The sequence below is a fragment of the Bradyrhizobium sp. USDA 3256 genome (assembly GCF_054058275.1).
This window is the reverse complement of the sequence record NZ_JBSSAE010000002.1, coordinates 6,649,242-6,675,232: the sequence shown is the minus strand read 5'-3', so window position 1 is coordinate 6,675,232 and position 25,991 is coordinate 6,649,242. Positions and strand designations below refer to the sequence as shown.

At 62.3% G+C, this 25,991-nt stretch carries 18 protein-coding genes and 1 tRNA gene; 10 read left to right on the top strand and 9 right to left on the bottom strand.

Going from position 1 to position 25,991, the window contains the following annotated elements; genetic code table 11:
• Nucleotides 1-28: 28 nt before the first annotated feature.
• The 3 genes from ACVWY5_RS33510 to ACVWY5_RS33500 all read right to left on the bottom strand — a co-directional run bounded on the left by ACVWY5_RS33510 (nt 29) and on the right by ACVWY5_RS33500 (nt 3,654).
• The gene (locus ACVWY5_RS33510) at nt 29-1,396 is read right to left on the bottom strand and encodes an MFS transporter (protein ID WP_028336020.1); all 1,368 of its coding nucleotides are present in this window, start codon (nt 1,394-1,396) and stop codon (nt 29-31) included.
• Between the two features lie 78 nt (nt 1,397-1,474).
• Complete coding sequence (locus tag ACVWY5_RS33505) at nt 1,475-3,004, bottom strand: aldehyde dehydrogenase (RefSeq protein ID WP_028336021.1); 1,530 nt, start codon at nt 3,002-3,004, stop codon at nt 1,475-1,477.
• Complete coding sequence (locus ACVWY5_RS33500) at nt 3,001-3,654, bottom strand: GntR family transcriptional regulator (RefSeq protein WP_080667160.1); 654 nt, start codon at nt 3,652-3,654, stop codon at nt 3,001-3,003. The genes ACVWY5_RS33505 and ACVWY5_RS33500 overlap by 4 nt, the downstream gene beginning before the upstream one ends.
• 155 nt (nt 3,655-3,809) lie before the next feature.
• Between ACVWY5_RS33500 and ACVWY5_RS33495 the strand changes: the two genes are divergently transcribed.
• Nucleotides 3,810-4,604 carry an alpha/beta fold hydrolase gene (locus tag ACVWY5_RS33495; protein ID WP_028336023.1) on the top strand — a complete coding sequence of 265 codons (795 nt, stop codon included), beginning with the start codon at nt 3,810-3,812 and terminating at the stop codon, nt 4,602-4,604.
• A 131-nt stretch (nt 4,605-4,735) separates the two neighbouring features.
• Nucleotides 4,736-5,221 (top strand): cyclic nucleotide-binding domain-containing protein, encoded by a 486-nt coding sequence (locus ACVWY5_RS33490; RefSeq protein ID WP_028336024.1) that lies wholly within the window; start codon nt 4,736-4,738, stop codon nt 5,219-5,221.
• On the opposite strand, the gene ACVWY5_RS33485 is transcribed toward ACVWY5_RS33490, so the two are convergent.
• Together ACVWY5_RS33485 and ACVWY5_RS33480 are read right to left on the bottom strand one after the other, a co-directional pair.
• Nucleotides 5,160-5,987: a metallophosphoesterase gene (locus tag ACVWY5_RS33485; protein WP_028336025.1), complete on the bottom strand. Its 828-nt coding sequence runs from the start codon at nt 5,985-5,987 to the stop codon at nt 5,160-5,162. The genes ACVWY5_RS33490 and ACVWY5_RS33485 overlap by 62 nt on opposite strands.
• 162 nt (nt 5,988-6,149) lie before the next feature.
• Nucleotides 6,150-10,037, bottom strand: a complete 3,888-nt coding sequence (locus tag ACVWY5_RS33480) for a PAS domain-containing protein (RefSeq protein WP_028336026.1) — start codon at nt 10,035-10,037, stop codon at nt 6,150-6,152.
• Nucleotides 10,038-10,393: 356 nt separating this feature from the next.
• Here ACVWY5_RS33480 and ACVWY5_RS33475 point away from each other — a divergent pair, with 356 nt between their 5' ends.
• From ACVWY5_RS33475 to ACVWY5_RS33440, 8 genes are all read left to right on the top strand, one after another.
• Nucleotides 10,394-10,792 (top strand): phasin family protein, encoded by a 399-nt coding sequence (locus ACVWY5_RS33475; protein ID WP_028336027.1) that lies wholly within the window; start codon nt 10,394-10,396, stop codon nt 10,790-10,792.
• A 271-nt stretch (nt 10,793-11,063) separates the two neighbouring features.
• Entirely contained in the window at nt 11,064-11,498 is a 435-nt protein-coding gene (locus tag ACVWY5_RS33470; protein WP_028336028.1) for a phasin, read from the top strand.
• A gap of 189 nt (nt 11,499-11,687) precedes the next feature.
• Nucleotides 11,688-11,764 (top strand) — tRNA-His (locus ACVWY5_RS33465).
• 366 nt (nt 11,765-12,130) lie between these two features.
• Nucleotides 12,131-12,805 carry a thiaminase II gene (gene tenA, locus ACVWY5_RS33460; protein WP_028352239.1) on the top strand — a complete coding sequence of 225 codons (675 nt, stop codon included), beginning with the start codon at nt 12,131-12,133 and terminating at the stop codon, nt 12,803-12,805.
• 662 nt (nt 12,806-13,467) lie between these two features.
• Nucleotides 13,468-14,268, top strand: coding sequence for a hypothetical protein (locus ACVWY5_RS33455; RefSeq protein ID WP_051383895.1), 801 nt, complete (start codon nt 13,468-13,470; stop codon nt 14,266-14,268).
• Nucleotides 14,269-14,272: 4 nt separating this feature from the next.
• Nucleotides 14,273-14,518, top strand: coding sequence for an ABC-three component system middle component 6 (locus tag ACVWY5_RS33450; protein WP_028352237.1), 246 nt, complete (start codon nt 14,273-14,275; stop codon nt 14,516-14,518).
• Nucleotides 14,515-16,278: a DUF2326 domain-containing protein gene (locus ACVWY5_RS33445; RefSeq protein WP_028352236.1), complete on the top strand. Its 1,764-nt coding sequence runs from the start codon at nt 14,515-14,517 to the stop codon at nt 16,276-16,278. The genes ACVWY5_RS33450 and ACVWY5_RS33445 overlap by 4 nt, the downstream gene beginning before the upstream one ends.
• 144 nt (nt 16,279-16,422) lie before the next feature.
• Nucleotides 16,423-16,899, top strand: a complete 477-nt coding sequence (locus tag ACVWY5_RS33440; protein WP_028352235.1) for a hypothetical protein — start codon at nt 16,423-16,425, stop codon at nt 16,897-16,899.
• 322 nt (nt 16,900-17,221) lie between these two features.
• On the opposite strand, the gene ACVWY5_RS33435 is transcribed toward ACVWY5_RS33440, so the two are convergent.
• From ACVWY5_RS33435 to ACVWY5_RS33420, 4 genes are all read right to left on the bottom strand, one after another.
• Complete coding sequence (locus ACVWY5_RS33435; RefSeq protein ID WP_028352234.1) at nt 17,222-19,441, bottom strand: SNF2-related protein; 2,220 nt, start codon at nt 19,439-19,441, stop codon at nt 17,222-17,224.
• Nucleotides 19,441-21,231 (bottom strand): phospholipase D-like domain-containing protein, encoded by a 1,791-nt coding sequence (locus ACVWY5_RS33430; RefSeq protein WP_080673052.1) that lies wholly within the window; start codon nt 21,229-21,231, stop codon nt 19,441-19,443. The genes ACVWY5_RS33435 and ACVWY5_RS33430 overlap by 1 nt, the downstream gene beginning before the upstream one ends.
• A complete protein-coding gene (locus tag ACVWY5_RS33425; protein ID WP_028352232.1) occupies nt 21,228-22,604 on the bottom strand; it encodes a hypothetical protein in 1,377 nt (458 codons plus the stop codon). The genes ACVWY5_RS33430 and ACVWY5_RS33425 overlap by 4 nt, the downstream gene beginning before the upstream one ends.
• 81 nt (nt 22,605-22,685) lie before the next feature.
• Nucleotides 22,686-25,982, bottom strand: coding sequence for a DUF499 domain-containing protein (locus ACVWY5_RS33420; protein ID WP_028352231.1), 3,297 nt, complete (start codon nt 25,980-25,982; stop codon nt 22,686-22,688).
• Nucleotides 25,983-25,991: the final 9 nt, after the last annotated feature.

Here is a 25,991-nt window from a genome sequence, read left to right as displayed (position 1 = left end):
AGCTTGTAGCGAGAAAAGTCGCTCCGCCTCACGAAGCTTCCTGCGGAATTGCGGATGGTGATTCCTCGCCCTTGAGCTCCTCGAGGCTGCGGTGCCGCGGCTCGATGCCGAGCGCCCATACGGTGATGATCTGCACGATGAGCAGTCCGATCATCAGGGCCATCACGCCGGCGACGCCGCGCGCTTCGAACAGCATCACGACCAGGAATGGTGTCACGATGGTGGCACCTCGACCGAGTGTGTTGACTATGCCGGATGCCCGCAGCCGCACCTCGGTCGGGAACAGTTCGGGAATATAGATGCCGAACAACAGCGCGACCAAGACATAGATCGGCACGGTCAGCGCGAAGCCGACGGCCGGCAGTAGGAACGGATCCGAGATCATCGGATAGATGACGCCGAGGATGATCGAGATCAGCGATGCGCCGATGATCGTAGGCTTGCGGCCCCAGCGGTCGGCGGTCAGGGCGCCGATCGCCGAGCCGATCGGCGCGCCAAGCGCCATCAGCAGCGAGTAGCCGAACGAGGTCGCGACGGACAGGCCCTGCTTGATGAAGAACACCGGCAGCCAGGTCACGAAGCCGTAGAGCAGCGTATTGATGGTAATCAGGCATACCGCGCCGACGATCATGCGGGACAGCAGCGGCGCAGTGAACAGCGTGGCGAGATCGGGCGACACCGGTGCCGGCGTTGCAGCCGCGGGCGCCGGCAAGGGCTGCCCCTGGGAAGCTTCCTTCTCGATCGCCTGCATCAGCGCCTCGGCCTCGGCGGTGCGTCCCACCGCCTCCAGCCAACGCGGCGACTCCGGCAGCGACTTGCGCAGGTACCAGACGATCAAGGCGCCGACGCCGCCCAGCACGAACATCGCGCGCCAGCCGAATTGCGGGACGACGACCGATGCGACCAGCAGCGCGATGGGCAGGCCGGTGACGACGCAGACGGCGGTGAAGCCGAGCCACTTGCCGCGGCTCCGGGCCGGCACGAACTCGGTCATCGTGGAATAGCCGACAACGTTTTCGGCGCCGAGACCGACGCCCATCACGAAACGGCAGGCAATCAGAAAGGCCATGTTTGGCGCAAACGCCGCCGCCAGGGACGCGATGCCGAACAGCAGCAGATTGAACTGGTAGGTGAAGCGTCGTCCGTAACGGTCGCCGAGGAAGCCGGTGCCGAAAGATCCGAGCATCATGCCGACGAAGGTTGCGGAGATGAACGCGGCGTTTTGGGCGAGCGTCGAGAATCCGGTTTTCAGCGTCACGCCGAGCACGGTGCCGGCGATATAGATGTCGAAACCGTCGAAGAACATTCCGATTCCGATCAGGATCATGATCCGGCGATGGAATGGTCCGATCGGTAGCCGATCGAGGCGGCTCCCGGCATTGACCGATGTCGACATATGCACTCTCCCCTTGACTGTTTCCTCGGTGATGCGGCCCGCCATCTGTGGGCGGTTTGCCGCTTTGCTCGACTGCGGCTAGTTCAACCGGCGCTGGCTGGCCGTGTCGCGGTACCAATCGAATGGCTGTTCGTGGGTCGCGACCATCACGCTCTTGGTGTTGAAATGGTCGTCGAAGCTCTCGGTACCGCATTCCCGGCCGATGCCGGAATCATCAACGCCGCCCCAGGGCGAGGCCGGATCGAGCCGGTGGTGATCGTTGATCCAGACGATCCCCGCCTTGACCGCGGCGGCCACGCGATGCGCACGTGCGACGTCGCGGGTGCGAATGGCGGCGGCGAGGCCAAAGGGCGAGTCGTTGGCGAGCCGGAGCGCGTCGGCCTCGTCCTTGAAGGGGGTCACCGAGGTGAAGGGGCCGAACACCTCCTCCTGGAAGATCCGCATGTCGGATTTGACGTCGGCGAACACGGTCGGTTCGACGAAATAGCCGTTGTCGTGGCCAGCGACCTTTGCGGCCGCGCCGCCGGTGAGCAGCCGCGCGCCGTCTTCATGACCGTAGCGCGCATAGCTGAGGACGCGGTCGCGCTGGCGTGCCGAGATCACCGGCCCAAGCTGCGTGTTCGGATCGAACGGATCGCCAATACGGATGGTGCGGGTCTTGGCCTGCAGCTTTTCGACGAACTCGTCGTAGATCGAGGCCTGCACGATATGGCGCGACGCGCAAACGCAGGTTTGGCCGGCGCCGATGAAGGCCCCGAACGCGGCATAGTTGACGGCGCGGTCGACGTCGAAATCGTCGAATATCATCACCGGCGTCTTGCCGCCGAGCTCCATGGTCTGGTGCGCGAACACCTTCGCCGCGGCGCTGCCCGCGATGCGGCCTGCTTCGGTCCCGCCGGTCAGCACAAGCTTGTTGATGTCGCCATGCTCGGCGAGCATCTTGCCGGCGCTCTGGCCGAGGCCAAGCACGATGTTGAAGACGCCGGGAGGCAGTCCGGCCTCGCTGAAGATCTGGGCGAGCTTCAGTGTCGTCAGCGGCGTGTATTCCGATGGCTTGACCACGGTGACGCATCCGGTCGCCAGCACGACGGCAAGCGACTTGCACAAGATCATGAGCGGGTGATTGAAGGGCGTGCAGTTGGCGACGATTCCGATCGGCGTGCGCAGCGTGTAGTTCAGATACGCGCCTTCGACCGGAATGACGGAATCACGGCGCGACAGCGCGAGTCCGGCGAAGTAGCGGAAGAAATCCGGCAGGCGCGACAGCTGCGCGCGGGTTTCGTTGACGGGACGGCCGTTGTTCAACGTCTCCAGCCGGTACAGCGTGTCGAGATTGGCCTCGAACGCGTCGGCAAGCCTGTTGACGAGCCGGGCGCGCGCCCTCGTGTCCATCCCGCCCCACGCCTTGCCTTCGAATGCAGCGCGAGCGCTCCTCATCGCGCGGTCGATATCCGCGGCGGTCGAATTCGGAATCCGGGCGATGACGTCGCCGGTCGCGGGATTGCGGACGTCGAGCATCTCGCCGTCTCCGGCCTCGACCTCGCGTCCGTCGATGAAGTTGCCGTGGATCTCGACGTCGATCGTCGCGGGCTTCGACGGAATGTTCATGATGACCTCTCTTCGACGATGACGGCGTTGCGCTTGAGTGCCGGCAGCACGCGCTTTTCGGTCGCCGCGATGTGAGCCTTGATGATGCGGGCCGCGGTGCGCGCCTCGCGCTGCTGCATGGCGTCGATCAATGCGACATGCTCGGCCACGAGCTTCGCCGGGTCGTGGCCCTTCAGATTGGAGACGCTGACGCGCACCAGCCGATCGGCCTGGCCGATCAGGTCGCAGAGCGTGGTCGCCATGCGGCGGTTGCCTGACGCGTGCGCCAGCGCCGAGTGGAAGCCGCGATTGTAGGTGATGAAGTCTTCATGGCTGCCGGAGAAGCGGCGGAATTCATCGAGTGATTTCAGGATGCTGTCAGGCGCGCTCTCGATTGCTTCGGCGACGCAGGCCGGCTCGAGCGCAAGGCGGAAGCGCAGCAGATCGCGCGCGTCGGACAGCGAGATCGGATTGACCCGGTAACCCTGGCGGGGCTGCACCGTCACGAGGTGCTCGCGCTCGAGCCGCAGCAGCGCGTCCCGAACCGGCTGGCGGCTGACCGCGTAACGCTCGGCCAGATCCTGCTCTCGTATTTCATCACCGGGAGCAAACTGGCACGATAAAATATCAGATCGAAGGTTCTCGTAGATATTTTCGCGGAGAAGGATCATTTTCTTGGGTCTCCTGCCCATTAAATTGTAGTCTGTGAAATATCACGTCAAGCTGAAATCCTTGAAATCTCGGTGATTTGATTTATCAATCATCCGCGGGGGCGCTTTGGAGCCCAAATGCGCGAATTTCGGGCGCGATCGGAAAGAGAGCGACGATGGACAGGCTTTTGGCCAACCGCACAGTCAACGCAGCCCTGTCGGGCGAGGGGCCGCCGCTGGTCCTGTTCCACTCGCTGCTGTCGGATCGCGCGAGCTTCGATGCGATCGTGCCGGAGCTTGCCGGGTCGTTTCGGACCATCGTGCCGGAACTGCCGGGATTCGGTCGGTCGAGCGCGGTTGAGGGCGGCCTTGCCGCGATTGCCGACCGGATGGCGGACGCGGTGCATGATGCGGCCGATGGCACGCCGGCCATCGTGCTCGGCAATGGTTATGGCGGGTTCGTCGCGCTGCAGATGGCGATCCGCCACCCGGCGATCGCGAGCCGGCTGATCCTCGCCGACAGCGGTGCGGCGTTCTCCGAGCCGGGCCGCGAGGCGTTTCGCAACATGGCCAGGGTTTCACGCGAGAAGGGGCTCGCCGCGATCACCGACATTGCAATGCGCCGGCTGTTCGCACCGGATTTCCAGGCACAGCATCCCGCGCTGATGCAGGATCGCCGCGACGCATTCCTGCGCACCGATCTCAACGTGTTCTGCGCGGCCTGCGACGCGCTGACGAGCCTCGATCTTCGCGCCGAACTGCGCAGCGTGACCGTACCGACACTCGTCGTGGTCGGCGAATATGACGAGGCGACGCCGCCGCCGATGTCATACGAATTGGCAGGCGGCCTGCCGAGAGCCAGGCTCAGGGTCATTCCGGGATGTGCGCATGTCCCGCAACTGCAATCGCCAAAACTGTTCCTCGATACGATCGGCGATTTCCTGGCGGTCAAGCATAACGCGCCCGCCTGAGGCGTGCGCAAAGGGCTGGATCGCGCCGCGGGTCACGCGGTGGCGTGCCGACAATTTGGGCAGAACGCCCAGCTAATGCCGTTTGACGCGACAGCATCTCTGCCTAGTCTGACCGGAGACGGAGATGAAACATGCGAGCTATCCTTGATCACTGCACCGGCGGTCGCAGGCGCAGCTTGCCGGCTGGCACGGATTTCATCGAGGAGGGCGGCAAGACCGGTCATCTGTTCGTGCTGCTCGAGGGCAAGGTGGAAGTCGTGAAGGGCGACAGTCTGGTCGCCGTGATCGACGAGCCCGGCGCGGTGTTCGGCGAGATGAGTGTGCTGCTCGACCGGGCGCACAGCGCCAAAGTGCGCACGGCCAATGATTGCGTCCTGTACGAGTTCGACGATGCGGCGTCGTTCCTGCGCGAGCAGCCGGCGGTGGCGCTGCTGATCGCGCAGCTGCTGGCGCAACGGCTTCATGTCGCCACCACCTATCTCGCCGACCTGATGCACCAATATGCCGATCACGGCACCCATCTGGCGATGGTCGGCGAGGTGCTGCAGAGCATGATCAACCTGCCGCCGATGCAGATCGCGCCAGGCTCGGATCGGCAATCCGATCCAAGGATATGAGCCAGTCCGGCGCCTCGCGCACGGGAGCCGCCGGCCGCGACAGCGGCGCCTTGAGATCGATCATCTGCGCATCGCCGGCCGCGAGCCAGAACGCCTCGTCCTGCGCGAGATCGAGCACGATGTAGACCGGGGGACGGCCGGGCTGCAGGCCGGTGTTGAACACCCAGGTCGCTCCGATCCGGTCGAACCACGAGCCGCTCTGGATGAACGGCGATTGATGCACATGGCCCGAGATCACCATCGCCGGATGGTGGCGCTCGATCCAGCCGAGCAGCTCGGCGTCGCCGAAGAAGCGCTTGCCGCCCCAGCTGGTCGGCGAATCCGCCGGCGGGGCGTGATGGACCCAGACCCAGCGGCGGTGCGGCACTGCGGCTGCGGCACGAAGCTGCTCGTCGATCCGCGCCTTGACCAGCGGGCCATCCCACCACGGGCACACCGTGAACACCGTGTCGCCGATGGCCAGATTGTCGCCGTCGCAGGCGACGCCGAATTCCCGGATGCCGGCGACCCAGCGCGCGATCTTCTCGCCCTCCGGGTTGCGCTCGTCGAGGTCGTGATTGCCCGAGCAGAAAATCACCCGCGTGAGATCGGCGAGCCGCGACAGGTATTTCGTGACGACGACGATCTGGGCGCGGAAATCGACCGCCGAGCCGAGGTTGAGCGCATCGCCGGCGAAGATCACGAGATCGAATTGCGGTGCCGCCGCCAGCAGCCAGTCGAACTGCGGCAATGAGTAATGCAGATCGGCGACGACAAGACAGCGCATCGGTGAAATCCGAATGCCCGGAAAATGGGCGGGGCCGCACGGCAATGAATTCAAACGAGCTAAATGACAGCAAGATCTATGCCGCGCCGCGCGGATCCGACGCGACAGATGTTCGCAGTGTCCTGGAATCGGCCCGCAAGAGCGCGAACGGCAGATCGCTGCTCACGCCCGCGCTGCGGCGTGGGCGAAGGTCACCTCGATCAGCGTGCCGGTGCGGCCGCCGGTCCTGATGTGGAATTTGGCGCGATTGGCTTCGACCAGCGCCTTGGTCAGCGACAGGCTGACGCCGCCGGAGCCGGCCTGATCGGAAGGCGTCGGGGCGCGGAACGGCTCGAGCGCCGCGGCGACCTCGTTGTCGTTGAGGCTCTGCCCGGTGTCGCGCACGCGCAGCATCACCTCGCCGAAATCCGACAGCGCGGTCGAGACGATCACCTGGCCGCCGGCATTGGCGAGATGGATCGAGTTGCCGATCAGGTTCAGCGTGATCTGGCGCAGCGCGCGGGCGTCAGCGACCACAGGCGGCAGCGTGTGGGCCAGCGAGGTGCGGATGATGATGCGCTCGCGGTTGGCCTGCGGCTGCATCACCGCGACGCAGCTCTCCACCAACTCGTTGAGGTTCTGGCTGGCGAAGGCGAGGTCGAGCTTGCCGGTCTCGATCCGCGAGAGGTCGAGCAAATCGTTGACGATCGCGATCACCCGCTCGCCGGAGGCGCGGATGTCCTTCATGTATTCGACATAGCGCTCGTTGCCGAGCGCGCCGAAGCGCTCGCCGATCATCACCTCGGCAAAGCCGATGATGGCGTTCAGCGGCGTGCGCAGCTCGTGGCTGATCCGCGCCAGCATGTCGGACTTGGCGTTGGCGGCGCGTTCGGCGAGCCGCCGCGCCTCGCGCAATTCGCCTTCGCTCTTCCTGGTCTGCGAGAGATCACGGAACACCGCGAAGAAGTTCGGCCCGTCGGCGCGGGTGCGGCCCATCGTCACCGACAGCGGGATGATGCCGCCCTGGCGGACGCGGCCGAGCGTCTCGCGGCCGTGGTCGAGCAGGCTGGCGACGCCGGCGGATTTCAGGCTGGCGAGATAGTCGGAGATGCCGTGCTGGCTTTCCGGCGCGAACAGGTCGGCGAGCTTGCGGGTGACGAACTCGTCGCCATCATAGCCGAACAGCGCCTCGGCGCTGCGGTTGCAGGAATGGATGTTGCCCTCGGCATCGAACATGATGATGCCTTCGGCCGCGGTGTCGAGGATCGCGCCGAGCTCCTCGGCGTCGGCGTGGCCGGCCTGCGGCTCAGCCGGCGCAAGCAGTGGCTCGGCGGCCGGCTCCGGCTCGGACAATGCGGCGGCGATCGCGGCATCCTCGTCCAGCGTGCGCGAGAAGATCAGCGCCAGCGCGGAATCGTCGTCCCAGGTTATGGTGTGCAGCCGCGCCTCGGCGGACACCGACTGCGCGCCGTGCTCGGTGCTCTGGTTCGCGGAGATCGTCACCGGCGTGCCGGTGCCCGACGTGCTGCTCGCCTGCGAGACGCCGGGCTCGACATAGAGCGCGTCGAGGCCGCCGGCGGCTTCCAGCGCGTGCAGGCTGTCATGGCCCATGCGCGAGAGGAAGGCGTGGTTGGCATAGAGCAGGCGGTCGAGCCGGTAGATCAGGATGCCGACCGGCAGCAGATCGAGCAGCGCGCGGTCGCGCCGGGAGTCGGCGCGCGGCGCCGGCTCCGCCGCAGCCAGCCAACTGGCCTTTGGTGTTTCCGCCGGCGCCTCCAGCTGCGCGACCGCCTCTTGCGCTGGCGCCTCTGCTTGCCGCGGCGGTTCGCTTGCGGGCGGCGCTTCGGCGACCGGCTCGGCCGGCACGCTGTCGTTCGTGGTCGCGGCGAGGCCGGCCTCGTTCTCGAGCCGCGCCGACAATTGACGGGCGAGCTCGTTGAAAGCGTTGTTCTCGACCGGCGTCAGCGACGGCGGCCGGGTGTCGCCGCCGGGACGGAACGGCACCACATTCGGTGGCGGGTCGTGACGCACTTCGTGCGTTTCCTCGTGCGTTTCCACGGCGTGATCCGGATCGGCTCGGTGTGAAGTTTCTGCGGCTGTCGGCTCGGTCAATTCCTCGGGTGGTGATATGGCGGTCGTGTCGGGCGGCGGCTCCGCGTGCGGCGGAGGATTGTCCTGTGGCGCGGCGGGCCCGGGCGGCGCAACGGTGCGCGGCGCCGGTGCGACATCGGCCGACAGCGATTGCGGCGCGACCGTGCCGCTGAAGAACTCATAGCGGCGCAATGCGGCGAGTCGCGCAAGCCCGTCGAGGTCGCGACACACACCAAAGCCGCGGTAGCCGGCGAAATTCCTGGCACGATCGAACATCGGCAGGCCGGACAGTTCGACCGGCAGCCGGCCGCCGCCGTCGACCGGCCAGTGCAGCGTGATGCCGCTCCAGGTGTCGTGGCTGGCGAACGCCTGCATGACGCGGCCCTCGGGATCGAGGCCAAAGCTCTCGGCGATATCGCTCCACAGCCGGCCGAAGCCCGCCGCGGTGTGCAGGCCGATCAGGCGGGTGAATTCATCGGAGCCAAGCGAGAAGCGGGCCTCATGGTCCATCTGCCACATGAAGCGCAGCGGATGCCGCCGCACCGGCAACGCCTCGTCGAGCCAGGATGGCGGTGGCACCGGCGCCAATGTCGCGGGCTCCGGTTCGGCGACAGGCGCAGGCGTGTCAGCGATCGCATAAGGCGAGGGGACGGGATCGGCCGGCGGCGCTGATGTTTCCCGCGTGTTGGCCGTCTCTGCGAGATCAGGCGCGGACTCCGGCACGGGCTCTTCGGCGTGCGTCTCCGTGGGTACTTCGATCAGCGCTTCCGACAACGGCTCCTCGACGGCGGGGCTTTCGTCGGGCGTGGTGTCGAGAGGCGCAGTCTCGACGGACGTCGACTCTGAATGCGTAAGTTCTGCCGACGCAAGTGGCGGGGCAAGAGGCGTAGGCTCTTCGACCTGCGCGCCGTCCGGCACTTCGATCAGTGCTTCCGACAGAGGTTCCTCGGCGGCAGGTGTTTCGTCTTGCGTGGTGTCGAGAGCTGCGGTCTCGACGGGCGCCTCTACGTGCGCCGCCTCTGCTGCCGCGGCAGATGGAGCAGCATTCTCAGGTTCGGATTTGGCCGCGCTGACGATCGGCTCGATTGTGACGCGCTCTTCCAACTGCGGATCCAGCGCGTCGAACAGTGTGAAGGCGATCGGTGCTGCGCCGGCCGTCGCGTGCGCTTCGTCATGCGCAACGGCTTGTTCGACAACTGCAGGTGCTGGCGGCGGCTCTACGGCCATGGCCTCTTGCTGCGCTGGCGCTGCGGGAGCCTGTGCTTCGGGCGCCGGCGTCTCCGACTCAACCGGCTCGGGCACGATCGGCGCCGGCCTCGCGGCGAGATGCGGCGCCGGCTTGATCAACGCGACCAGCGCGCGATCGGCGCCGTGGCCGATCCGCTGCAGCACGACGCGGCCGATCGCAACGCTCGCCGCCGCGCGGCCCTGCGTCAGCGCTTCGTCGCGCGCGGCATCGAGACCGGCTTCGGTGAGGTCGTGCAGGCCGGGCAGCACACGCGCCGCCTCATTGGTTGCGACTAAAAGTCCGTCGCTGGTGAAGGCGGCGGCCGGACGCGGCAAGCCCTGCAACAGCCGCTGCAGGCGTTCCGCGAGCGACATGCCGCGGCCGGTCGCGTTGAGCGCGGTCATCAGGATGCCGTGGCTGCCGTCCGGCAGGTCGATCCGGGCGCAGCCGCAGGTCGCGAGCATGCCGGGCGCCGCGCCGAAGCCGCGCAGGCGCTCCAGCCGGACCGCGCCATTGGCGTTCAGGCTGTGGCCGAGCCGCGCGACCTGGCGGCGGTGCGGATCGGCCGGGCCGAAGCCGCGCTTCGCCAGCTCGGCGCCGTTGGCGGCACCGAATACCTGCGCGCCGACCGGATTGGCCCAGAGAATCCGCGCGCCGTCGGCCGCCCACAGCCATGCCGGCAGGGCGCCCATCGCATGATCCGCCAGCCTGACATCGCCGAGCGCCTGGATCTGGAATTCCGCGTCACTCATCACGCAAGATTTGACCGCATGGGTTTGGCTTTCTTCCTTAAGCTCAGCCGAAGGCCCGGCAGCCGCAGGACGACAGCCTTAACAGAAGGTTAGTATCGCAACTGGGGGACGGCAGGTCCATGTCCGCAGCGAAACTGCCCCCGCCAAAGCCGGGATAACGTTAACTTGGCTGAACGATCCACAGCCGTTTGGCGTTGTCGGGCAAAGCGAGGTTGCTGCGAGCCGCGCGATGCGGAACCAGGCGGCGCCGCGTCACACCTGCGATTGCAGTGCCACGATATATATTCTGCCGTCTATCTTGCCCTGGGCCCGCAGGGCCAAGCGGCGGGCCGATCAGCAAGCGAGGGAGAGCGACCATGAGCGATAACGGGCGTGACCATTTCGAGATCCCCAAGTTCGAGATTCCCAAGGATATGCGGTCGATGGCGGAGGCCAGTTTTGATCAGGCGCGCAAGGCGTTCGAGCAATTCGTGACCAACGCCAAGGACACCGCCGGCAAGATCGAGGAGCGCAACGCCGAGATGCGCGCCGGCGCCAAGGATCTTTCCGCCAAGGCGCTGTCCTATGCCGAAAAGAACGTGCAGTCGTCGCTGGACTACGCCGAGGCGCTGCTCAAGGCCAAGGACCTCAGCGAGGTGATGCGGCTGCACAGCGAATATGTGCAGGGCCAGATGCGCTCGCTGGCCGAGCAGGCGAGCGAAATGGGCCAGGCCGTCAGCCGCGCCGCGATGGACGCGGTCAAGCCGAAGAGCTGACGAGGAGCATTGGCCGCGGCCGACCCCGGCGCGTTCAGCCTCGGTCGGCCGCGGTAAACCTCTATTCCGCCAGATAAAAAATGTGGCGTCGCACGCGATCGTACGTTGCGTTGCACAAAATTGACATGATATGGGTGTTGATTAGGCGCGCCCGACGAAGGGCACTCCCGTGAATCAAGGCAGCGTGATCCATTTCAGCGCTCCCGGCCTGATGGGCTCCGGGACGTCCGCAATGGTCACATCTACTCACCCGTTGCGAAGGATTACACGTATGACCAACCCGTCCGATCCGTTTTCCGCCTCGATCATTCCGTTTGAAGTTCCCGAGCAGATGCGCGCGTTCGCCGAGAAGGGCGTTCTGCAGGCCCGCGACAGCTACGCCAAGTTCAAGGACGCTGCCGAGACCCACAACTCGACGGTCGAGGCCGTGTTCACCTCGGTGAGCAAGGGCGCCAGCGAGTATTCGGCCAAGCTGATCGAGTTCTTCAAGGCCAACACCACCTCCTCGCTCGACTTCGCCCAGGAGCTGTTCAGCGTGAAGTCGCCGACCGAAGCGGTCGAGCTGTGGACGTCGCACGCCCGCAAGCAGTTCGAGACCTACACCGCGCAGGCCAAGGAACTGGCCGAGCTCGGCCAGAAGGTCGCCAGCGAGACCGCCGAGCCGATCAAGGCCAGCGCCTCGAAGTTCTACAAGCCGGCCGCCTGATCGCTGCCGTTTGGGAGACCAGCGAAGGGCCCGGGCCGAAGCGGTCCGGGCCTTTTTGCTGGCCGGGGCCCGTCAAGCGGCCCGACATAACAGCGGAAATCGGCGCGTTACGGCCTTGCCAAAGCGCGGCGTTGCACCTAGTTTCCGCCCGAAATCGCCGCCCCGCTTGAGCGGGCCGCGCGTCAGGATGCAGTTGTAGCTCAGTTGGTTAGAGCGCCTGTCTGTGGAACAGGAGGTCGGTGGTTCGAGCCCACCCAACTGTACCAGCAAAATCAATAGCTTATTCTAGTCTACGCGCGAAGCCGACGACCGTTAGCTACCCTGTAGCTACCACGGCGGCGGAAACGCAGTCAGGTTCTAAAAAGCAGTCATTCGTAGTGACGGACCACGGGTTCGAGTCCTGTTTGCGACGTCACTCAACCTAATGAAATTGCCCCCGAGTCCTTGCGCTTAGCGGTGTGATAACGTGGGAACGCAAGTCAGTCCCGGCGACCGACGGCAAGCCAATTCCCTACGCCGTCGTACCGACTGATCGCGGCGGCCCCTCAAGGTCGGCGTTCACCCAGTTCGCAAGGCGCAATCGGTAGCGAGCCAAAGACGTTCATGGAAAAGCAAGCCAGGCGAAAAAGATCGTGAGTTTCTTCGAGCGTCTAAAGACAGAAGCATCCGCTGAGTGGCGGGCCTATACCGAGCATCCCTTCACGAACGGATTGGCAGACGGCTCGCTCCCCGAAACGGCGTTTCGTCACTACCTCGTTCAGGACTACCTGTTCCTCATCGAGTTTGCTCGCGCTTACGCGCTCTCAGTCTACAAGTCGCCCAAACTTGCCGACATGCGTGAAGCAGCGGCCGGCCTTTCGGCCATCCTTGATGTTGAGATGAACCTGCATGTGAAGCTCTGTGGTGGTTGGGGTCTATCCCTGAGCGACCTTGAACAAACCCCTCCGGCGGTCGAGATGCTGGCCTATACACGCTACGTGCTCGACACAGGAATGCGCGGCGATTTGCTGGCACTCAAGGTGGCGCTTGCCCCCTGCGTGATCGGGTACGCGGAGATCGCAACGCGGCTCGCCTCGCGACCCGATGCGGACGCTGCGACGAACTCCTATCGCGTTTGGATCGCCGAGTACGCCGGCGTGCCGTACCAGGAGGTCGCGGCGAAAGCGCGAGCGCACCTCGAGCATCTCGCCGATCGCTACGCCACGCCGGCCCGCGAGACAGAGCTGATCGCGATCTTCAAGGAAGCCACCCGACTCGAGGCAGACTTCTGGGAGATGGGCTGGCGCGCTGGCCAGCGTGTTGAATAGAGGCTGTCCGACTCCTCCTGCGACCGCTGGCAGGACAGCTTGCCGGATCCGATCTCGCGGTGGACCGAGCCGGAAAGGACTGCGGACGAGTTGCCGCGTTCTCTGCCGATCCCACGCGACGTCCGCCAGAGCTTGGAGCGATCGTCCATTTCCTGAGAACCTTGGCGAACAGCAAGCAGCGCCGTCAACAGAGTGTCCTTCTGCACGGCTTCTTGAAGATGGTTTCGAACTGGTCTGGCTCACACTGGGTGCTCGACGAGAACGGACTCACCAGCTTCCTCAATGTCGTTACATTCGACTATAGAAATCTGGCTGCCCACACGACGGAACTGGGGCAGGCCGAATACACCAGATGTCGCGATCTTGTTCTCGGCTCAGACGGAGCTCTTGGTATCCACAGTCCGGCACCGCAGCTAAGGGAGTACGCGTCGTATTACGGGTCAAAAGGCGCAAGGGCAGCGTCTGGCGAACTGACCAATCGTTCGGCAAGTTGCGGTATAACTATTTTGATCATTCAATCAAAATGAGAGGCGTGACAATAGAATTGCTGCCTTCCACGCGTCCACGAGAAGATGGCGCGCAATTGTTCTCATCCCCTCGGCGGCCGCTTCTGCTTGTGGTAGTTAGCGGTATTGTAAACAACCAATACAGGATTTCGCATAGTGAGCTCATTCGACGAGCCTCAGCCAACGATATCTGCGAAGAAGGGAGGCAAGGCACGATCCTACTCGGATAAAACCCTCAAACTGCTTTTCGCATTGTGCGGGAATAAGTGCGCGCATCCAGACTGCTCGCAGCCGATCATCCAAGCTGCCACTTTGAACTCGCCTGATCTGGTAGTGGGCCAGATATGTCACATCTACGCGCACAGCGGGAAGGGGCCCCGTGGCAACGCTGAGATGACAGAAAGGCGGCTGCGCGAGGCAGACAATCTCATACTGTTCTGTCCAACTCATCACGTAATCATTGACGGCCAACATGAAACCTATCCCGCCTCACTGCTGAAACAATGGAAGGAGCAACACGAGCGCCCCTATCGTGAAAAGCTGTCGGAAAAGCTCACTGACATTGGCTTTGCAGAGCTGGAGATTGCCGCAAAGGCATTGTTGGCGCCCTCTGCCGTTGCGAATGGCGACTACCAGACGATTCCTCCGGCAGAGAAGATTGAGAAGAACAGGCTGGGGGCGACGTCGACGATGTTGCTGACTTTGGGCGCAGCCAAATCCAGGGAGGTCGAGCGCGTTCTCCTCGCGTCATCCCAGCTGGACAGCGAATTCCCGGATCGCCTAAGAAGCGGATTTGTAGCCAAGTATAAAGCGCTGAGAGCAGAAGGCCTGGATGGTGACGATCTCTTCGTCGCTATGTACGAATGGGCCGGAGGAGGCGGTGACAAGGGGCGTGAGGCTGCCGGCCTTTCGATACTGACCCATCTCTTCGTTATCTGCGACGTATTCGAGAAGTGAGCCAATGACATTCCTGCCCACCAAGTATGTGCCGCTCGACGCCTCGGTGCTTGGTGTCGCCTCGATTCTGCTCAGCAAGTTCAAATCGAATGACACTGTGTCGACGTTATGGGATCGTGTGAGGATGCATCCGCAGGTAAGGACATTTGATCGCTATGCAGAGGCTCTAACCCTCCTCTTTGCGGTCAATCTCATTGACATTCGCAACGGCATTCTCGTTCAACTGCGCGGCATCGGAAAACCGGCATGATCCTGCGCGTTTGGTCCGACCTGCCGACATTTAGGGAAGCCAGCTTTGAAAAGGGCTTTAACGTCGTCTTGGCTGATACCGCCGAGGACTCGAAAGAAACTGAGAGCACGAACGGCCTCGGCAAAACGACCCTGATCAGAATCGTGCACTTCTGTCTCGGCATGGACATCGGCCGGGACAAGGTGCTTAACCATCCCGACCTCGCTAATGTCACGTTCGGGCTGGACATGTGCATTGGTGACGAGACGGTGACCGTGAAGCGGATCACGTCATCGTCAAAGCATGTAGCTGTAAGTTCCTGGATGATCGGCAGGCTGCCCATCGAAGGTGACAAGGTCGACGCCGGGTTTGTTCGCATAACTACTGACGACTGGAAGCGGGTGCTCACCAGCCGGTTTTACCCGCCTGCGCAAGGCGTCACCGTGCGGCAGCCATCCTTCAGAGATATAGTTCTGTACCTCATCCGATTGGGCAAGGCTGCGTTTACTGACCCGCAGTTGGCGTTCCAGGGCCAATCGGGCCCAAGCAAGCGCCTCGACATCAGTTTCCTCCTGGGACTGAACTGGGGATTGCAGGAATCTATCCACGGGCAAATTGCCACCCGCAGCCATCTCAACGATGCATCAAAAGTGAGGAAGGCTGCTGAGGAATCGGGTGCGGAGAGGTCAATCGGTGAGCTTGAGGCTGAGCGTGTAGCTCTAGAAACCCAGCTGAATGCCAAGAAGAAGGAACTCGATTCGTTTAACCTGAGAGAAGACTATCGCGATCTCGAAAAGCAGCTGGGTGGAGTAGATCGTGAGCTGCACGAAGCGATAAACGAGAACTTTTCAGATAGCCGGTTGCGCGACTTCTATCAGGAGAGCACATCGGAAGTCCCCGAAGCGGATTCGACGCGGCCGATCGCCATTCTCCAGGAGGCGGGCGCCATCTTCAAGGACGATACCCTGCGCAAGCTAGATGAGGTCGCATCGTTTCACGAGCAGGTCTATCGAAACCGTAAAGAGTTCTTGAAAACTGAGATAAACCGGCTGGCTCAGGCCATCCGCGCCAGAGATGCCAAAATAGATGCGCTTTCGTCAGAGAAACAGCGGGTTCTTAATGTCCTAAGATCCAGCGGTGCGATCGAGACATTGATTGCGCTCCAACGGAACTACACCGAGCTGAATGCCCGTCATCAGGTACTGCTTTCACAAATCGAAGATCGCAAGCAGGTTGATCGACGGTCCGACGAACTGACCGCGACAATTGCTCGCGACAGGACCTTGTTGAAGCAAGACCTTGAGGACCGTCGCCAGCAAGTGGACGAGGTGAGAGCTCTTTTTGCCGAATATACCCAGGATCTATATGGCCGGCCGGGTCGCCTTGGGGTCGATGTTGGTCAGAATGGCTACTCCTTCTCATTTACGATCGATCGGCAGGGAAGCGATGGCGTCGATCAGATGGTGGTGTTTTGCTTCGATCTTACGATCGCGAGCGTCTGGGCAAAGCACGGGAAAGGCTTCCCAGTGTTGATCCATGACAGTAGTCTCTTCGCGGACGTCGATCCAAGGCAATACGCCAAGGCGTTGAAGCTGGCGGCTGACAATTCGGCAAAGTATGGCTTCCAGTACATATGCTGCCTGAACGTTGGATCGTTGCCAAAAGATCACTTGGGAGAATTCTCCTTAGAGCCCCATGTCAGGTTGAGGTTGCATGATGAGGGTCCCGAGGGACGGCTGCTTGGAAAACAACTGCCGCCACGGGAGAAGAATGCAACCTAGTAGTGACGACAAATAAGGGTGACGGCAGCGCCGTTCACCGACAGGAGTTTGGCCCAGGCAAACATGTCCAAGAAATCGCGAAGGGCGCAGAGGCGCAGAAGGCAGCGAAGGAAGCGAGGGCTTGCCTTAAGGCCGATTGCCCATATGAACGGAGCGCTCGGCGAGTTTCTCACCGCGTGTGGCGAGCTGGAATTCAAGATGATCCTGTTTGCCGACTATGTCAGCGAGCCAGGTATCGAAGCTATCTTTGCGGACCTTTCGGGCCCATTCGGGCCAAAGATCAAGGCATTCAAGGAATGGTGCGATCTTTCAGGCGTGCCGGACGCCAAGAAGGCTCGACTCCAGCGGGTCTACAAGAAGCTCGATGAGTTGCTGCCGAAAAGAAACTTCCTTGTTCACGGAGAGACATGGGACGGTCAGTTTAAAAGCAAACCACGGCAGCCCTACAGGGTGGGCATCATAAAGAAGGATCTTGATTACATAGACCAGTTTGATCGGGGCGAACATGGAGCCAATGTATTCAGTATCGACCAGGTACGGGCTGTCACTCGTGAGTGCCGTGACATCATCGCCGATCTTGACGTCCTTCGCGATGCTCACACCCTTGAGGGAGAATTATAGAGGCTCCAAAGCCGCGGGCGGATGAGCTCGGTAGCGAGCGATAGCAGAACGTCGCTCGCGGCTGGGAAGGTCGTCATTCGAGGGAAAACCATATCTTCTCAACGAATTAGCGAAATTCCGGCTCGGATTCCCAACCGCTCGTGAGAATTCCACGGCACCAAACAGCACAATAACTTCGACCAAAATAGCGTTCTGTTCGCCCCGCGAAGACGTCGCCGAGCGCTCGTCCGAGCTCCGCTGGCGCGCGGCCCGCCTGCTGAGGGTGGAGGGGCACGACCGCGCGCTGACGGCGCCGAAGCTGGCGGCCAAGCCTGACCCGGATTCAACCTTCGCCGTCAGGGCGGTCGCCGCGCAGGTCGGATGGCTCGAGACGTCGTTGCCCGCCGCGGCGGCCGAAGCCGTCGTCGCCGTCGACCGCCTGCTGTCCGCCGGCCACGCCGAGGGCTCGATTGAGTTTTTCGAGATTTTTGCGTGCGCGGCCGAGAACCTTCCCAGCGAAACTCTCTCCACTGTCACTTAGCTCGTCATCGAGGGGTGGTACACCACCAAGCAGCAATCCAAATGCCTGGATACGCTGCCGCATAATGCCCACTGCCTTCTCGTCGCGTGTGCCGCCGAAGGTCGGGTATGCGTAGCAGATGGGGAGGCCGGTGAGCGCGGCCCATGAACCCACGCGACGGACGCGGCCGTTGCGTTGGATTGTCCGCACGGGGCTCGGGTCGAGTTCGTAATGGATCACGTGCCGGCAGAAGCGGTGCAGATCGACGCCTTCGCTCAACCGATCAGTGGTGACCAGTACGTCCGGCCCAAAAGGGCTATTAAAAAGTGCGAGCACGATATCCGGCTTGCCCGTGTAGAGCGTCTTGGGTGGCTTTCGTTCACTATCGTGGTCCCACGAGCCCATGACCCGAAGACCCTCGTCTAGCCGCCCAGGGAAGTGCGAGACCTGTCCGCCGAAGCTGCGCGTTCCTTTTGCGATGCTCTTGAGCACGGCGCGGGTCGACGTCGACTGTTCATCAAGGAGGACGTTCACGAGGGTCGTCGCCGCCTCGACAATCGTCGGTACGCCACGGGCAGCATTTCGGGGCTTCGCCTTTGAAAGCTGGTTGGCGAGCGCCTCAGCACGCACTGCGGGTTTGTCCAACCAACCGGCTATTTGCCTCCGCACACCCGTCGTGCAGAGCCAATCAATGATTGGCTTCATCAGCTCGTCATATCCGTGCGGACGCTTCTCTTCTTCCGGCCAGATGTTTTCAGCCGTAAGCAACGACTCCCAAGCCTCTCGCCACACCGCCTCGCCTGGACCTCCGGCCGGTTTATCGGCTTTTGGAAGTTTCTCAAGCTCAGTCAGTAACTCGCCGGCGGCGGCGCGATGGTGGCAGAATATGAGCACCTTCTCGCCCGAGCCTAACAACGGATAGATCGCCTGGGTAACCGCCGCAATCTTCGGGTGGGGCGTCTTATCCCTGACGCTCAACGATCGCTTTGCCTTCTTGATGTGTTGGGCAAAAACGGGATCGTCGTTCAGGTTGCTCCGCTTCGCCGCGCGATCAAGCTCGGTGTCGACATGTCGCCACCCAATATGGAATCGCGGATCGTTGCGGCGTTCTCCCTTGCGCTCCGGTGCTAGCTGGAGGAGGCGATCCATTCGCAGCAGGAGCTCTATGTCCTCTGGCGAGGCCGGCGGCGTTGCGATGTCCCAACGCTCTTTCTCGACGTTGCCGAAGTATTTGCGCTCGGCTGGCGAAAGGTCGTCGATCCCGTGACGAATGAGATAGGGCTGCAGCGCTTCGATCGCGACCCTGGCCGCGGACTCCAGGCGCCCAGCCTCCGCTGCGACGTCGTGACCGTCGCCGAGCGAGTAGAGCTGCTTTAAATCCTTTGCGTATTGACTCACGGCTCCAAGTTCAGAGGCGCCAACGAACTGAAGCAGTTGCTCTAATTCGGCTAGTCGGATGCTGAACGGCGTCGCAGTGAGGATCAGCTTTCGTTTCGCGCGATCGCCAAGGTTGCGGAGGGCGTCGTTAAACGCGCTGCCATCGCCCTTTGCGCGGTGGGCCTCATCGATAATCATCAGGTCGCACGCGGTCCTCTGCTCGTTGTTGCCGTGACTCTTGACCAGGGCGTGATGGGTTGCGACCTGAATTGATCCATCACGCAGCCGTTCAACCTCGCCCTGCCGAATGTGGTTACTCCTGATGCCGTCGTAGGTGCCGCCCAGCCGCTTCAGCAACGGAACATGACGTGTGAGCTCCTCGGCCCAGCGCCGACGTAGGACTTCGTTTGGCGCGTAGATGCGGACCCTCTTGTCCTGAGAGGCAACAATCCACGCGACCAGTGCGCCGACTGTCGTTTTGCCAAGCCCGACATCATCGGCCAGAAGCACGCCTCGACCGGCCGCGAGCCGGTTGAGGATCTCCCTTGCCGTCTTAAACTGTCTTGTGAGCGGCTCCAGTTCGAGTCCACCTGTCTCACCTTCGATGTACCGGTCGGGAGTTTCGAGAAAGCGCCACCTCCGCGCATCGATCTGAAAATCGTCCATCACGCCTCCTCCTTGAGGCGCCAGCCAAGTTCCTCAGCGATCAGGCCGGCCGCGGGGCCTTCGCGACGCTGGTAGAGCGCGTGCAGGTCTTGCCCGTCCAAGCGCACACGATCGAGGAGCACCGGATCTTGCCTCGCATCGCTGAACGCTGCACGCCACTGGTCGACGACGGCGAACCCGGCGCGCCCGTCGAGCCAAGCCTGCACGGAGTAGTTGGCGACGGGAGCAAACATGCCCGGCGGCGTCCGCGGAGGCCCGAGGCCGGGGATCGAATCGACATCAACGGCCGGACCACCGTAACGCTGAAGCAGAAACGCGTCGCGTAGCGCAGCCGCGAGCGAAGGATCGACTTCCACCAGCGGCGTCCTGGCGAACTCTGCGGGTGGTCTGAGGTCGACGACGTTCACCTCAAGCGTCTCGATGTTCTGGGTGAACTGCACTGTGAGCGGCGTGTTGTTTGGGTCTTTCCATGGAAGCGCGGCTGCGCCGCTGACGAGCGAGACGTCCTCCGTTGCCCCGCCGCTGAAACTGACGATCGCACGAAGAGGTGTGGAGGAGTCGGAACAGCGCGCACGAAGCTCGATACGCTTGCCGTCCCATGTGGCTTCAGCCCACTGGAGCTTGGCGCTGCCAACGTGTGGCCGCGCGGCACAGAAGGGCGTCGCGAGCGTACCAGTTATGTCTTCGAGCATTTTCCAGTCTGTCTCGAACAGAACGCCAAGCTCGAAGTTGCGGGGATGCTCATCTTTGCCGGCTCCCCATGCCGACGGACTCCAGTTAGCGGAAGTCACCAGCAGATGTCTTTTCCTCTTACGATGGACGCTAAGCAGGTAGAGCTTGGCGTGACTCCATCGCGGGTCGCCATCTACCCGCTTCTCGGAGAATTGAGCATCAGGCGGCAACCTATCCAATCGAACGCCCTTCTCTCGTAAGACGTTTCTCGCTTGCTCGGTCAGCGTCCAGCCACCTCCTGTTGCCCAGGGATGATCTGCATCGAGCCATTTCAGATGGATTTTTTCGGGATTGATGCCGATATCCTTGCTCCACGCTGTGAGCGTATTTTTGCTCCAATCTCCCACCGTCGGAGTGAGGATGTGAATTGCCGACGGGGCCAGCTCCTTAAGCGCCTGTGTCCCTCGTCTGCTACCTCCAGGCGTGCTAGCAACGAATGAAACGCCGTTAGGACACTCCGCTTTGGCGAGCAGTTGGATAAGGCGATCAATGCGCTTCCTCGCGTTGGCTCCCGCCGATGTACCTAGCGCCTCCAGGAAGGGAACGAGTTCACCCCATGATCGCCGCGCCTTCATTGTGACGGGTCTATTTGGTTGCAATGACGCCTTCCAAGCCGCCTGCATCTGTGCCTTGAACGCCGAAGCCGTGAGGTTCGTTGACGATACGTACAGGTCGAGCTGCTCTGTATTACCGACCTTCCAGTGGAACGCCCAAAGCTTAGCGTGCTGCACCGCGCGAGACTCGGCGCCGACTGTGAAGTGGCTCACGTAACGCCACAGCCACGGGTATTGCGGGACCTCGCGCGCGGCTTGCGGTGGCGAGGAGATGAGGGTGAGCCGACCGTGGAGGCGCTCGAGCGCTGTGCCGAGTTCCCCGAAGAAGAGCATACGCTCCTGGAGCTCGTGGGAGAGCGAGTGGTTCACCCCGAGCAGTGATGGCAGCAGATGCTCCACCAAGAGGCCGGCCTCGGGTTGATCAAATGTGGTAAGCCATGCCTCTAGAAGGCTGCCTCCAGCTGGTGGCGTGGGAAGAACTTCACTCCAGCCGGGTGCGCTCATGCGTAGTCTTTCTCTTCATCGTCTTCAGGCTCCCGGGCCATGGCATTGAGCGCGTTGTCCATCCTCGCGACGCCACACTGGGCTGCCAAAAGGCAGAGAGAGCGCAGCCGAAATCGATAATCGCTAGCGGCGATACCCGTGTTCGCGACAAGTGGCACCAATTTGCCAGACTCCTCACGAAACCAGCGTCGCCCGCCACCGTATTCGTGGTGGTGGGCCGAAAGCATCCGTACTTGGTCGGAGGGCGTCGTGGCTTTGCCCATCGCCTCGGCGAGCTGGGTAACGATGTGTTCGTGTGGGAAGGCGCTTCGCCCGGGTGCGCTAAGCCACGCGTTACCTGCAGCTCGAAGCTGTTCTAGACCGACCTTGAGCTCGGTCGAGCGAGCGAGCTTCTCGACAGTCGGGGCTTGTTTCTCGCCGTCATGATTGATCTCCGTCCAAAGGACGCGCATAGCATGCATGGCTTCGTCGGCGAAACTTGAAAAGGCTGGCAGCGGTGCTAGCGAGACCGAAACCAGCCTTTTTGCGAGCGTGCTCGAGTTGGAGAGCGCATCACACAGGTCGACATGCTTTGCGCACTTGGCGTTCGCCAACACCTCGGCAGTTACTCGCCGTACCGAGCCGTCGCCGAACAGCGCCGATTCAAGCAGAGAGCGCTCCTCCTCCTCCGCAAGTCGCTTGCGAATGGCCTCGTCGGGCAAAGGCAGTAAGCCACGATTTGAGGACTGGGACCATTCGGCCCAGCCATGCCTTATCCAGTACTCTACCTGCTTCTCCTTGCTCCAATAGCCCCATTGCGTTCCGTTCCCGAAATCCTCCTCGTTGAGACGCACCCTGCTGGGGAGACGATCGTTGACAAGGCGTGCAAGCTTCAGCGAGGTCTCGGCAGGCGTCCACCCATCGCCCGTCGTTAGTCCCGGAACGCGCAGTACGACGCGATAGGCGCCATACATGCCGACTTGTCGATAGCGCCTAAACTGGTCAGGGCTCATCGCGAAGTTCGAGGATGCGCGACCGGCTTTGCGCCAGCGCTCGATGCTTAGCCGCCCGCGAAGCTGCCCGGTTTTTTGCCCAGACTCCAGAGCACGGGCTACCCAGAGCAGTTCTAGAGGCCGAAGCCACGCATAACGGGCGCGTTGTTCGTCGCGCCGAGACAAGTCGCTGCCGCCGGCATTCTGCCAGGCTCTGTGCGACCATTTCAGGCACCATGACAGGATCGAGATCCACCGCGCGTCGGTCGTGCTGTTGCTGAGGCCGGGCGCAAGCAGGTCGGCGAAGTAGTCGGCGCCCGCACGGAAGCCGAGCGCATCTCCGCGCCGAATCAGTACCGGGTCCCAAGGTGCGGTGAAATACCAAACACTCTGCTCGTTCATAATAACTTGTGCCAGAAACGTCGAACGATCAAATTTCCATGGCTAGGCTGTATCAATGCTCATGCAGCAACGGAACGAGTGTCACTCGATCGACTTCTCGATGAAACCTAGCGTGTTGGCGTTCTCGACCAGAGTCCGCACTTTCGCGCGCTCTAGACCACTAGGCACCTCCGCCTCGATCTCGAGCTTGAGCTTCACTTCGCTGCCCGGCAGCGTCGTCAACTGCTCAACAATGGCCTCGATAATTTGATGGATGTCTCTCGCCGGCCGTTCCGGCGAGATCATCACAGTGCCGGTGAACCGGGTCGGCTTCCTTTCCGCTGGAGGCGCAGAGGGCGTGCTGTCCGTAGGCTGACCACCGGGTTCCGGTGTTCCGTCGCGAGGTCCTGCTGGTGTGCCGGCCGGTCCAGGTTGCGTCGGTGCCGGACGGTGCGCCTCGGCCACATCCTGCTTTACGATGACACTGTCGCTGTCGATCACTATTACGGCGTTTGCCGCCCGCTCGATCGCCAGCCCCAGATAGGTGTCCGATTTCTCATCCCATCGCTCGGCATAGGCGAAGGGACCTGGTAGCATGCCGCTCACGGCCGACTGCACGGCCTTCACCAGGACATCCTGGCCCTTCAGGCGAGGCAGATAGATGTAGCGGTTGAGATATTCCCGCAGATCCTTCAGCGACAGGTGGGGCCTATCGTTCCAGATATATTTTTGGAGATCGCGATCGAGGCGTGCCGGCCCCAGCTCGACGAGCAAACCTTCTTCAGCCACCAGCTTCTTGCTGGCCCGCGCCAGCAGTCCGTCCTGTGCCGGGATCTTACCCGATACCCACTCCCAATCGGCTTGAGCGCTCTCTTGCGCCGGATAGTGCAGATAGCACCACGCTTCCTTCAGGCGAGTCCTCATCGTCTCCTTCGCCTCGGCCAGTTTGGCCTCAGCGAGCTTCTGATCGCTCGGTCGAAGCTCCAGGCGCTCTTTGTCGCGGACGATCTCACCCCAAGCCAGGAATCCGCGCACGGCATCTTTCAGATGATCAAGCTGGCGGGTTTCCGCAGCGATGAACACTAGCATGTTGCGATAGACGCGAGGCGTGCTGCCTCTTTGCGTGAGGATGTCTTTCGCCTCGACTAGCGCATCCGAGCTCTCGCGTCCGTTATGCGGATGCTTTACGCTCAACACCACGGCACGCACACCGCCAGCTTCATCGGGTACCTCGGCCGATGATGCGGGGGCAACCTGCACAGCGTCGAAATGCCCGCGGTCCGCGAGGCCATTCACATATTTGCCGAGTTCCGCGTCGATCGTTACATCGACCAGCGCCGCCTCGACTTGCGCTGCCTTATCCGCCGCAATGCGGTTGAGGCTCGCCGACATCGAGTACCAATATCGGCCAAGATCGGCGTGCATGAACTTGGCCTGGTTGGTCAGCCGTCGTAGCGCATCGCCGAAGATCGCCGGACGCTCACCGGGCTGCACGACGCCGAGATTGATCTGCTTATCGTCGAGGCCGGTATTCTGTTGCTGATGCGTGGGTGCCGTCCCCATGAAGATTGCGCGTGCGACGCGCCTGGTCGCCGAGTAGCGGTTGAGGTTGGGCGCCGACTGATCGACCTTATACGGTGTGGACGCCGTGCCATCGACATCGCCAGCGATGATCGATTGCCAGGTCACGTCGAGGTAATGAAGCAATTCCGGCTCCACGCGGGCCGAACTCACAGCCACGCTGCCCGGCATGATCATGACCGACGGGTCGCCGTTCATCCAAAGTTCGTGAATGGCCTGTGCCATCAGGCGTAGCACGCCGCGCGTGCGTTGGAATTTTTCGAGCGAGCCCCAACTGGTATAGAGCTGATCGAAAAGCTCGGGATGGATCGGATACGCCTTCTCCAGCTTGCGTCGGTAATCCTCATCCGCGCAGCCTTGCGGGAAATCGTTGGCGTTCTCTCGATACAGCTTGGCGAACTGCTTCAGCGTGTTGTCACGATGATGGAACTTGTCGCCGGGGATTTCCTTGAACAGCCGTCGCCGGACGATCTCATAGCTTTCTTCCTGGCTTGCCGGCCGCCATGACGATTCCACGCGGCTGAAGGTCTGCTTGAGGCGGGCCAGCGCCTCCTGACCGCCTTCACCGCCCACCTCGATCTGCGATGCCGGCAAGGAAGCGACCAGCAGAGTGCCCGGGCTGGCCTTGACTGCCTCGGTCAGTGACTGAACGAAGGACAGGTTCGCGTCGAACGAACCGGACGGCAGCCCGTCGACCTTGTAGATCTGCCGCAGGTAGGCGACCCATTCGTCGATCAGGATCAGGCACGGCGCATATTTTTTGAAGAGTGCTTCAAGCAGGTTCGAGCCCGGCGCAATGCCGTTGGCGTCGTTTTCAGCCACCATATCGAAGGCGTCGGCGCCGCCGAGCTGCCAGGCCAATTCACCCCAGGTGGTGCGGATCTTCCGGCCGCCTTCAACATTGATAATGTCCTGCGGTCCCCTAGACGTGCCAACCAGCACTGCGCGTTTGATGCCTTTCGGCACGCTCAGCCCATGTTTGTCGAGCAACTGATCCAGCCCAGACAAATCCTGAACCGGCGTTCCTCCTGCCATGTGATAGAGCGCCAGCATCGAGTGCGTCTTGCCGCCGCCGAAATTGGTTTGCAATTCGACTACCGGATCGCCGCCAGCGCCGGAGAGACGCTTGGCAGCCCCGATCAGAAGCGCGCTCAACCCTTCGGTCAGATACGTGCGGCTGAAAAACTGTCGTGGTTCGCGATATTCCGCCGGCGCGCTGCCTGAATGCACCTTGGCGAGGTCGGCCGCAAACTCGGCTTGTTGGAACTCGCCCGTGGCGACATCTTGGTGTGGCTCGACTACCTCGCGCCACGGAAGCAGGCCCGCCACGGTCTCGACCGAAATTTCCAGGCGCTGGGTTTTCCGCCGCTCCTCGTTGCGCGCCAGCTCGGTGAACTTCGTGCGCAGGATGGTGTCGCGCATCTTGCCGAGCTGCTCGGCCGTTTCACCTGCGCTGATCGCCTCCATGAGCCGGCGCATGGAATCGAGCGCGCGTTCGGCATCGTCATAGGTGAAGGTTTCATTGTGCGAGAGCTTGTTGCGGACGTCGCCCAGCTCATTGACCAACGACCGCTCGGCACGGCCTAGAACCGCCTTGAACGCCTCGCTCCAGAAACGATCCATCGCGTTGAACAGTGCAGCCTGATCCCAGCCGACTTCACCGTTGCTGTTTGGGCGGAGGCTCGGCAGTTTCTCCAGAACTTGGATCTGCCAAGGCCCCTTGAGGGAGCTTTCGAGCCTCTTTTCAACGAATGGGATGAGCGCTGTTGGAAGCAACTCCATCCCCTCAAAAACATACTGGCGTGTACTTTTGGCCACGTTCCGTCC

What these genes read in the sequence shown, in the direction of transcription:
- ACVWY5_RS33510 (WP_028336020.1), bottom strand. Translation starts at nt 1,396, where the DNA reads ATGTCGACATCGGTCAATGCCGGGAGCCGCCTCGATCGGCTACCGATC.
- ACVWY5_RS33505 (WP_028336021.1), bottom strand. Translation starts at nt 3,004, where the DNA reads ATGAACATTCCGTCGAAGCCCGCGACGATCGACGTCGAGATCCACGGC.
- ACVWY5_RS33500 (WP_080667160.1), bottom strand. Translation starts at nt 3,654, where the DNA reads ATGATCCTTCTCCGCGAAAATATCTACGAGAACCTTCGATCTGATATT.
- ACVWY5_RS33495 (WP_028336023.1), top strand. Translation starts at nt 3,810, where the DNA reads ATGGACAGGCTTTTGGCCAACCGCACAGTCAACGCAGCCCTGTCGGGC.
- ACVWY5_RS33490 (WP_028336024.1), top strand. Translation starts at nt 4,736, where the DNA reads ATGCGAGCTATCCTTGATCACTGCACCGGCGGTCGCAGGCGCAGCTTG.
- ACVWY5_RS33485 (WP_028336025.1), bottom strand. Translation starts at nt 5,987, where the DNA reads ATGCGCTGTCTTGTCGTCGCCGATCTGCATTACTCATTGCCGCAGTTC.
- ACVWY5_RS33480 (WP_028336026.1), bottom strand. Translation starts at nt 10,037, where the DNA reads ATGAGTGACGCGGAATTCCAGATCCAGGCGCTCGGCGATGTCAGGCTG.
- ACVWY5_RS33475 (WP_028336027.1), top strand. Translation starts at nt 10,394, where the DNA reads ATGAGCGATAACGGGCGTGACCATTTCGAGATCCCCAAGTTCGAGATT.
- ACVWY5_RS33470 (WP_028336028.1), top strand. Translation starts at nt 11,064, where the DNA reads ATGACCAACCCGTCCGATCCGTTTTCCGCCTCGATCATTCCGTTTGAA.
- ACVWY5_RS33450 (WP_028352237.1), top strand. Translation starts at nt 14,273, where the DNA reads ATGACATTCCTGCCCACCAAGTATGTGCCGCTCGACGCCTCGGTGCTT.
- ACVWY5_RS33445 (WP_028352236.1), top strand. Translation starts at nt 14,515, where the DNA reads ATGATCCTGCGCGTTTGGTCCGACCTGCCGACATTTAGGGAAGCCAGC.
- ACVWY5_RS33440 (WP_028352235.1), top strand. Translation starts at nt 16,423, where the DNA reads ATGAACGGAGCGCTCGGCGAGTTTCTCACCGCGTGTGGCGAGCTGGAA.
- ACVWY5_RS33435 (WP_028352234.1), bottom strand. Translation starts at nt 19,441, where the DNA reads ATGGACGATTTTCAGATCGATGCGCGGAGGTGGCGCTTTCTCGAAACT.
- ACVWY5_RS33430 (WP_080673052.1), bottom strand. Translation starts at nt 21,231, where the DNA reads ATGAGCGCACCCGGCTGGAGTGAAGTTCTTCCCACGCCACCAGCTGGA.
- ACVWY5_RS33425 (WP_028352232.1), bottom strand. Translation starts at nt 22,604, where the DNA reads ATGAACGAGCAGAGTGTTTGGTATTTCACCGCACCTTGGGACCCGGTA.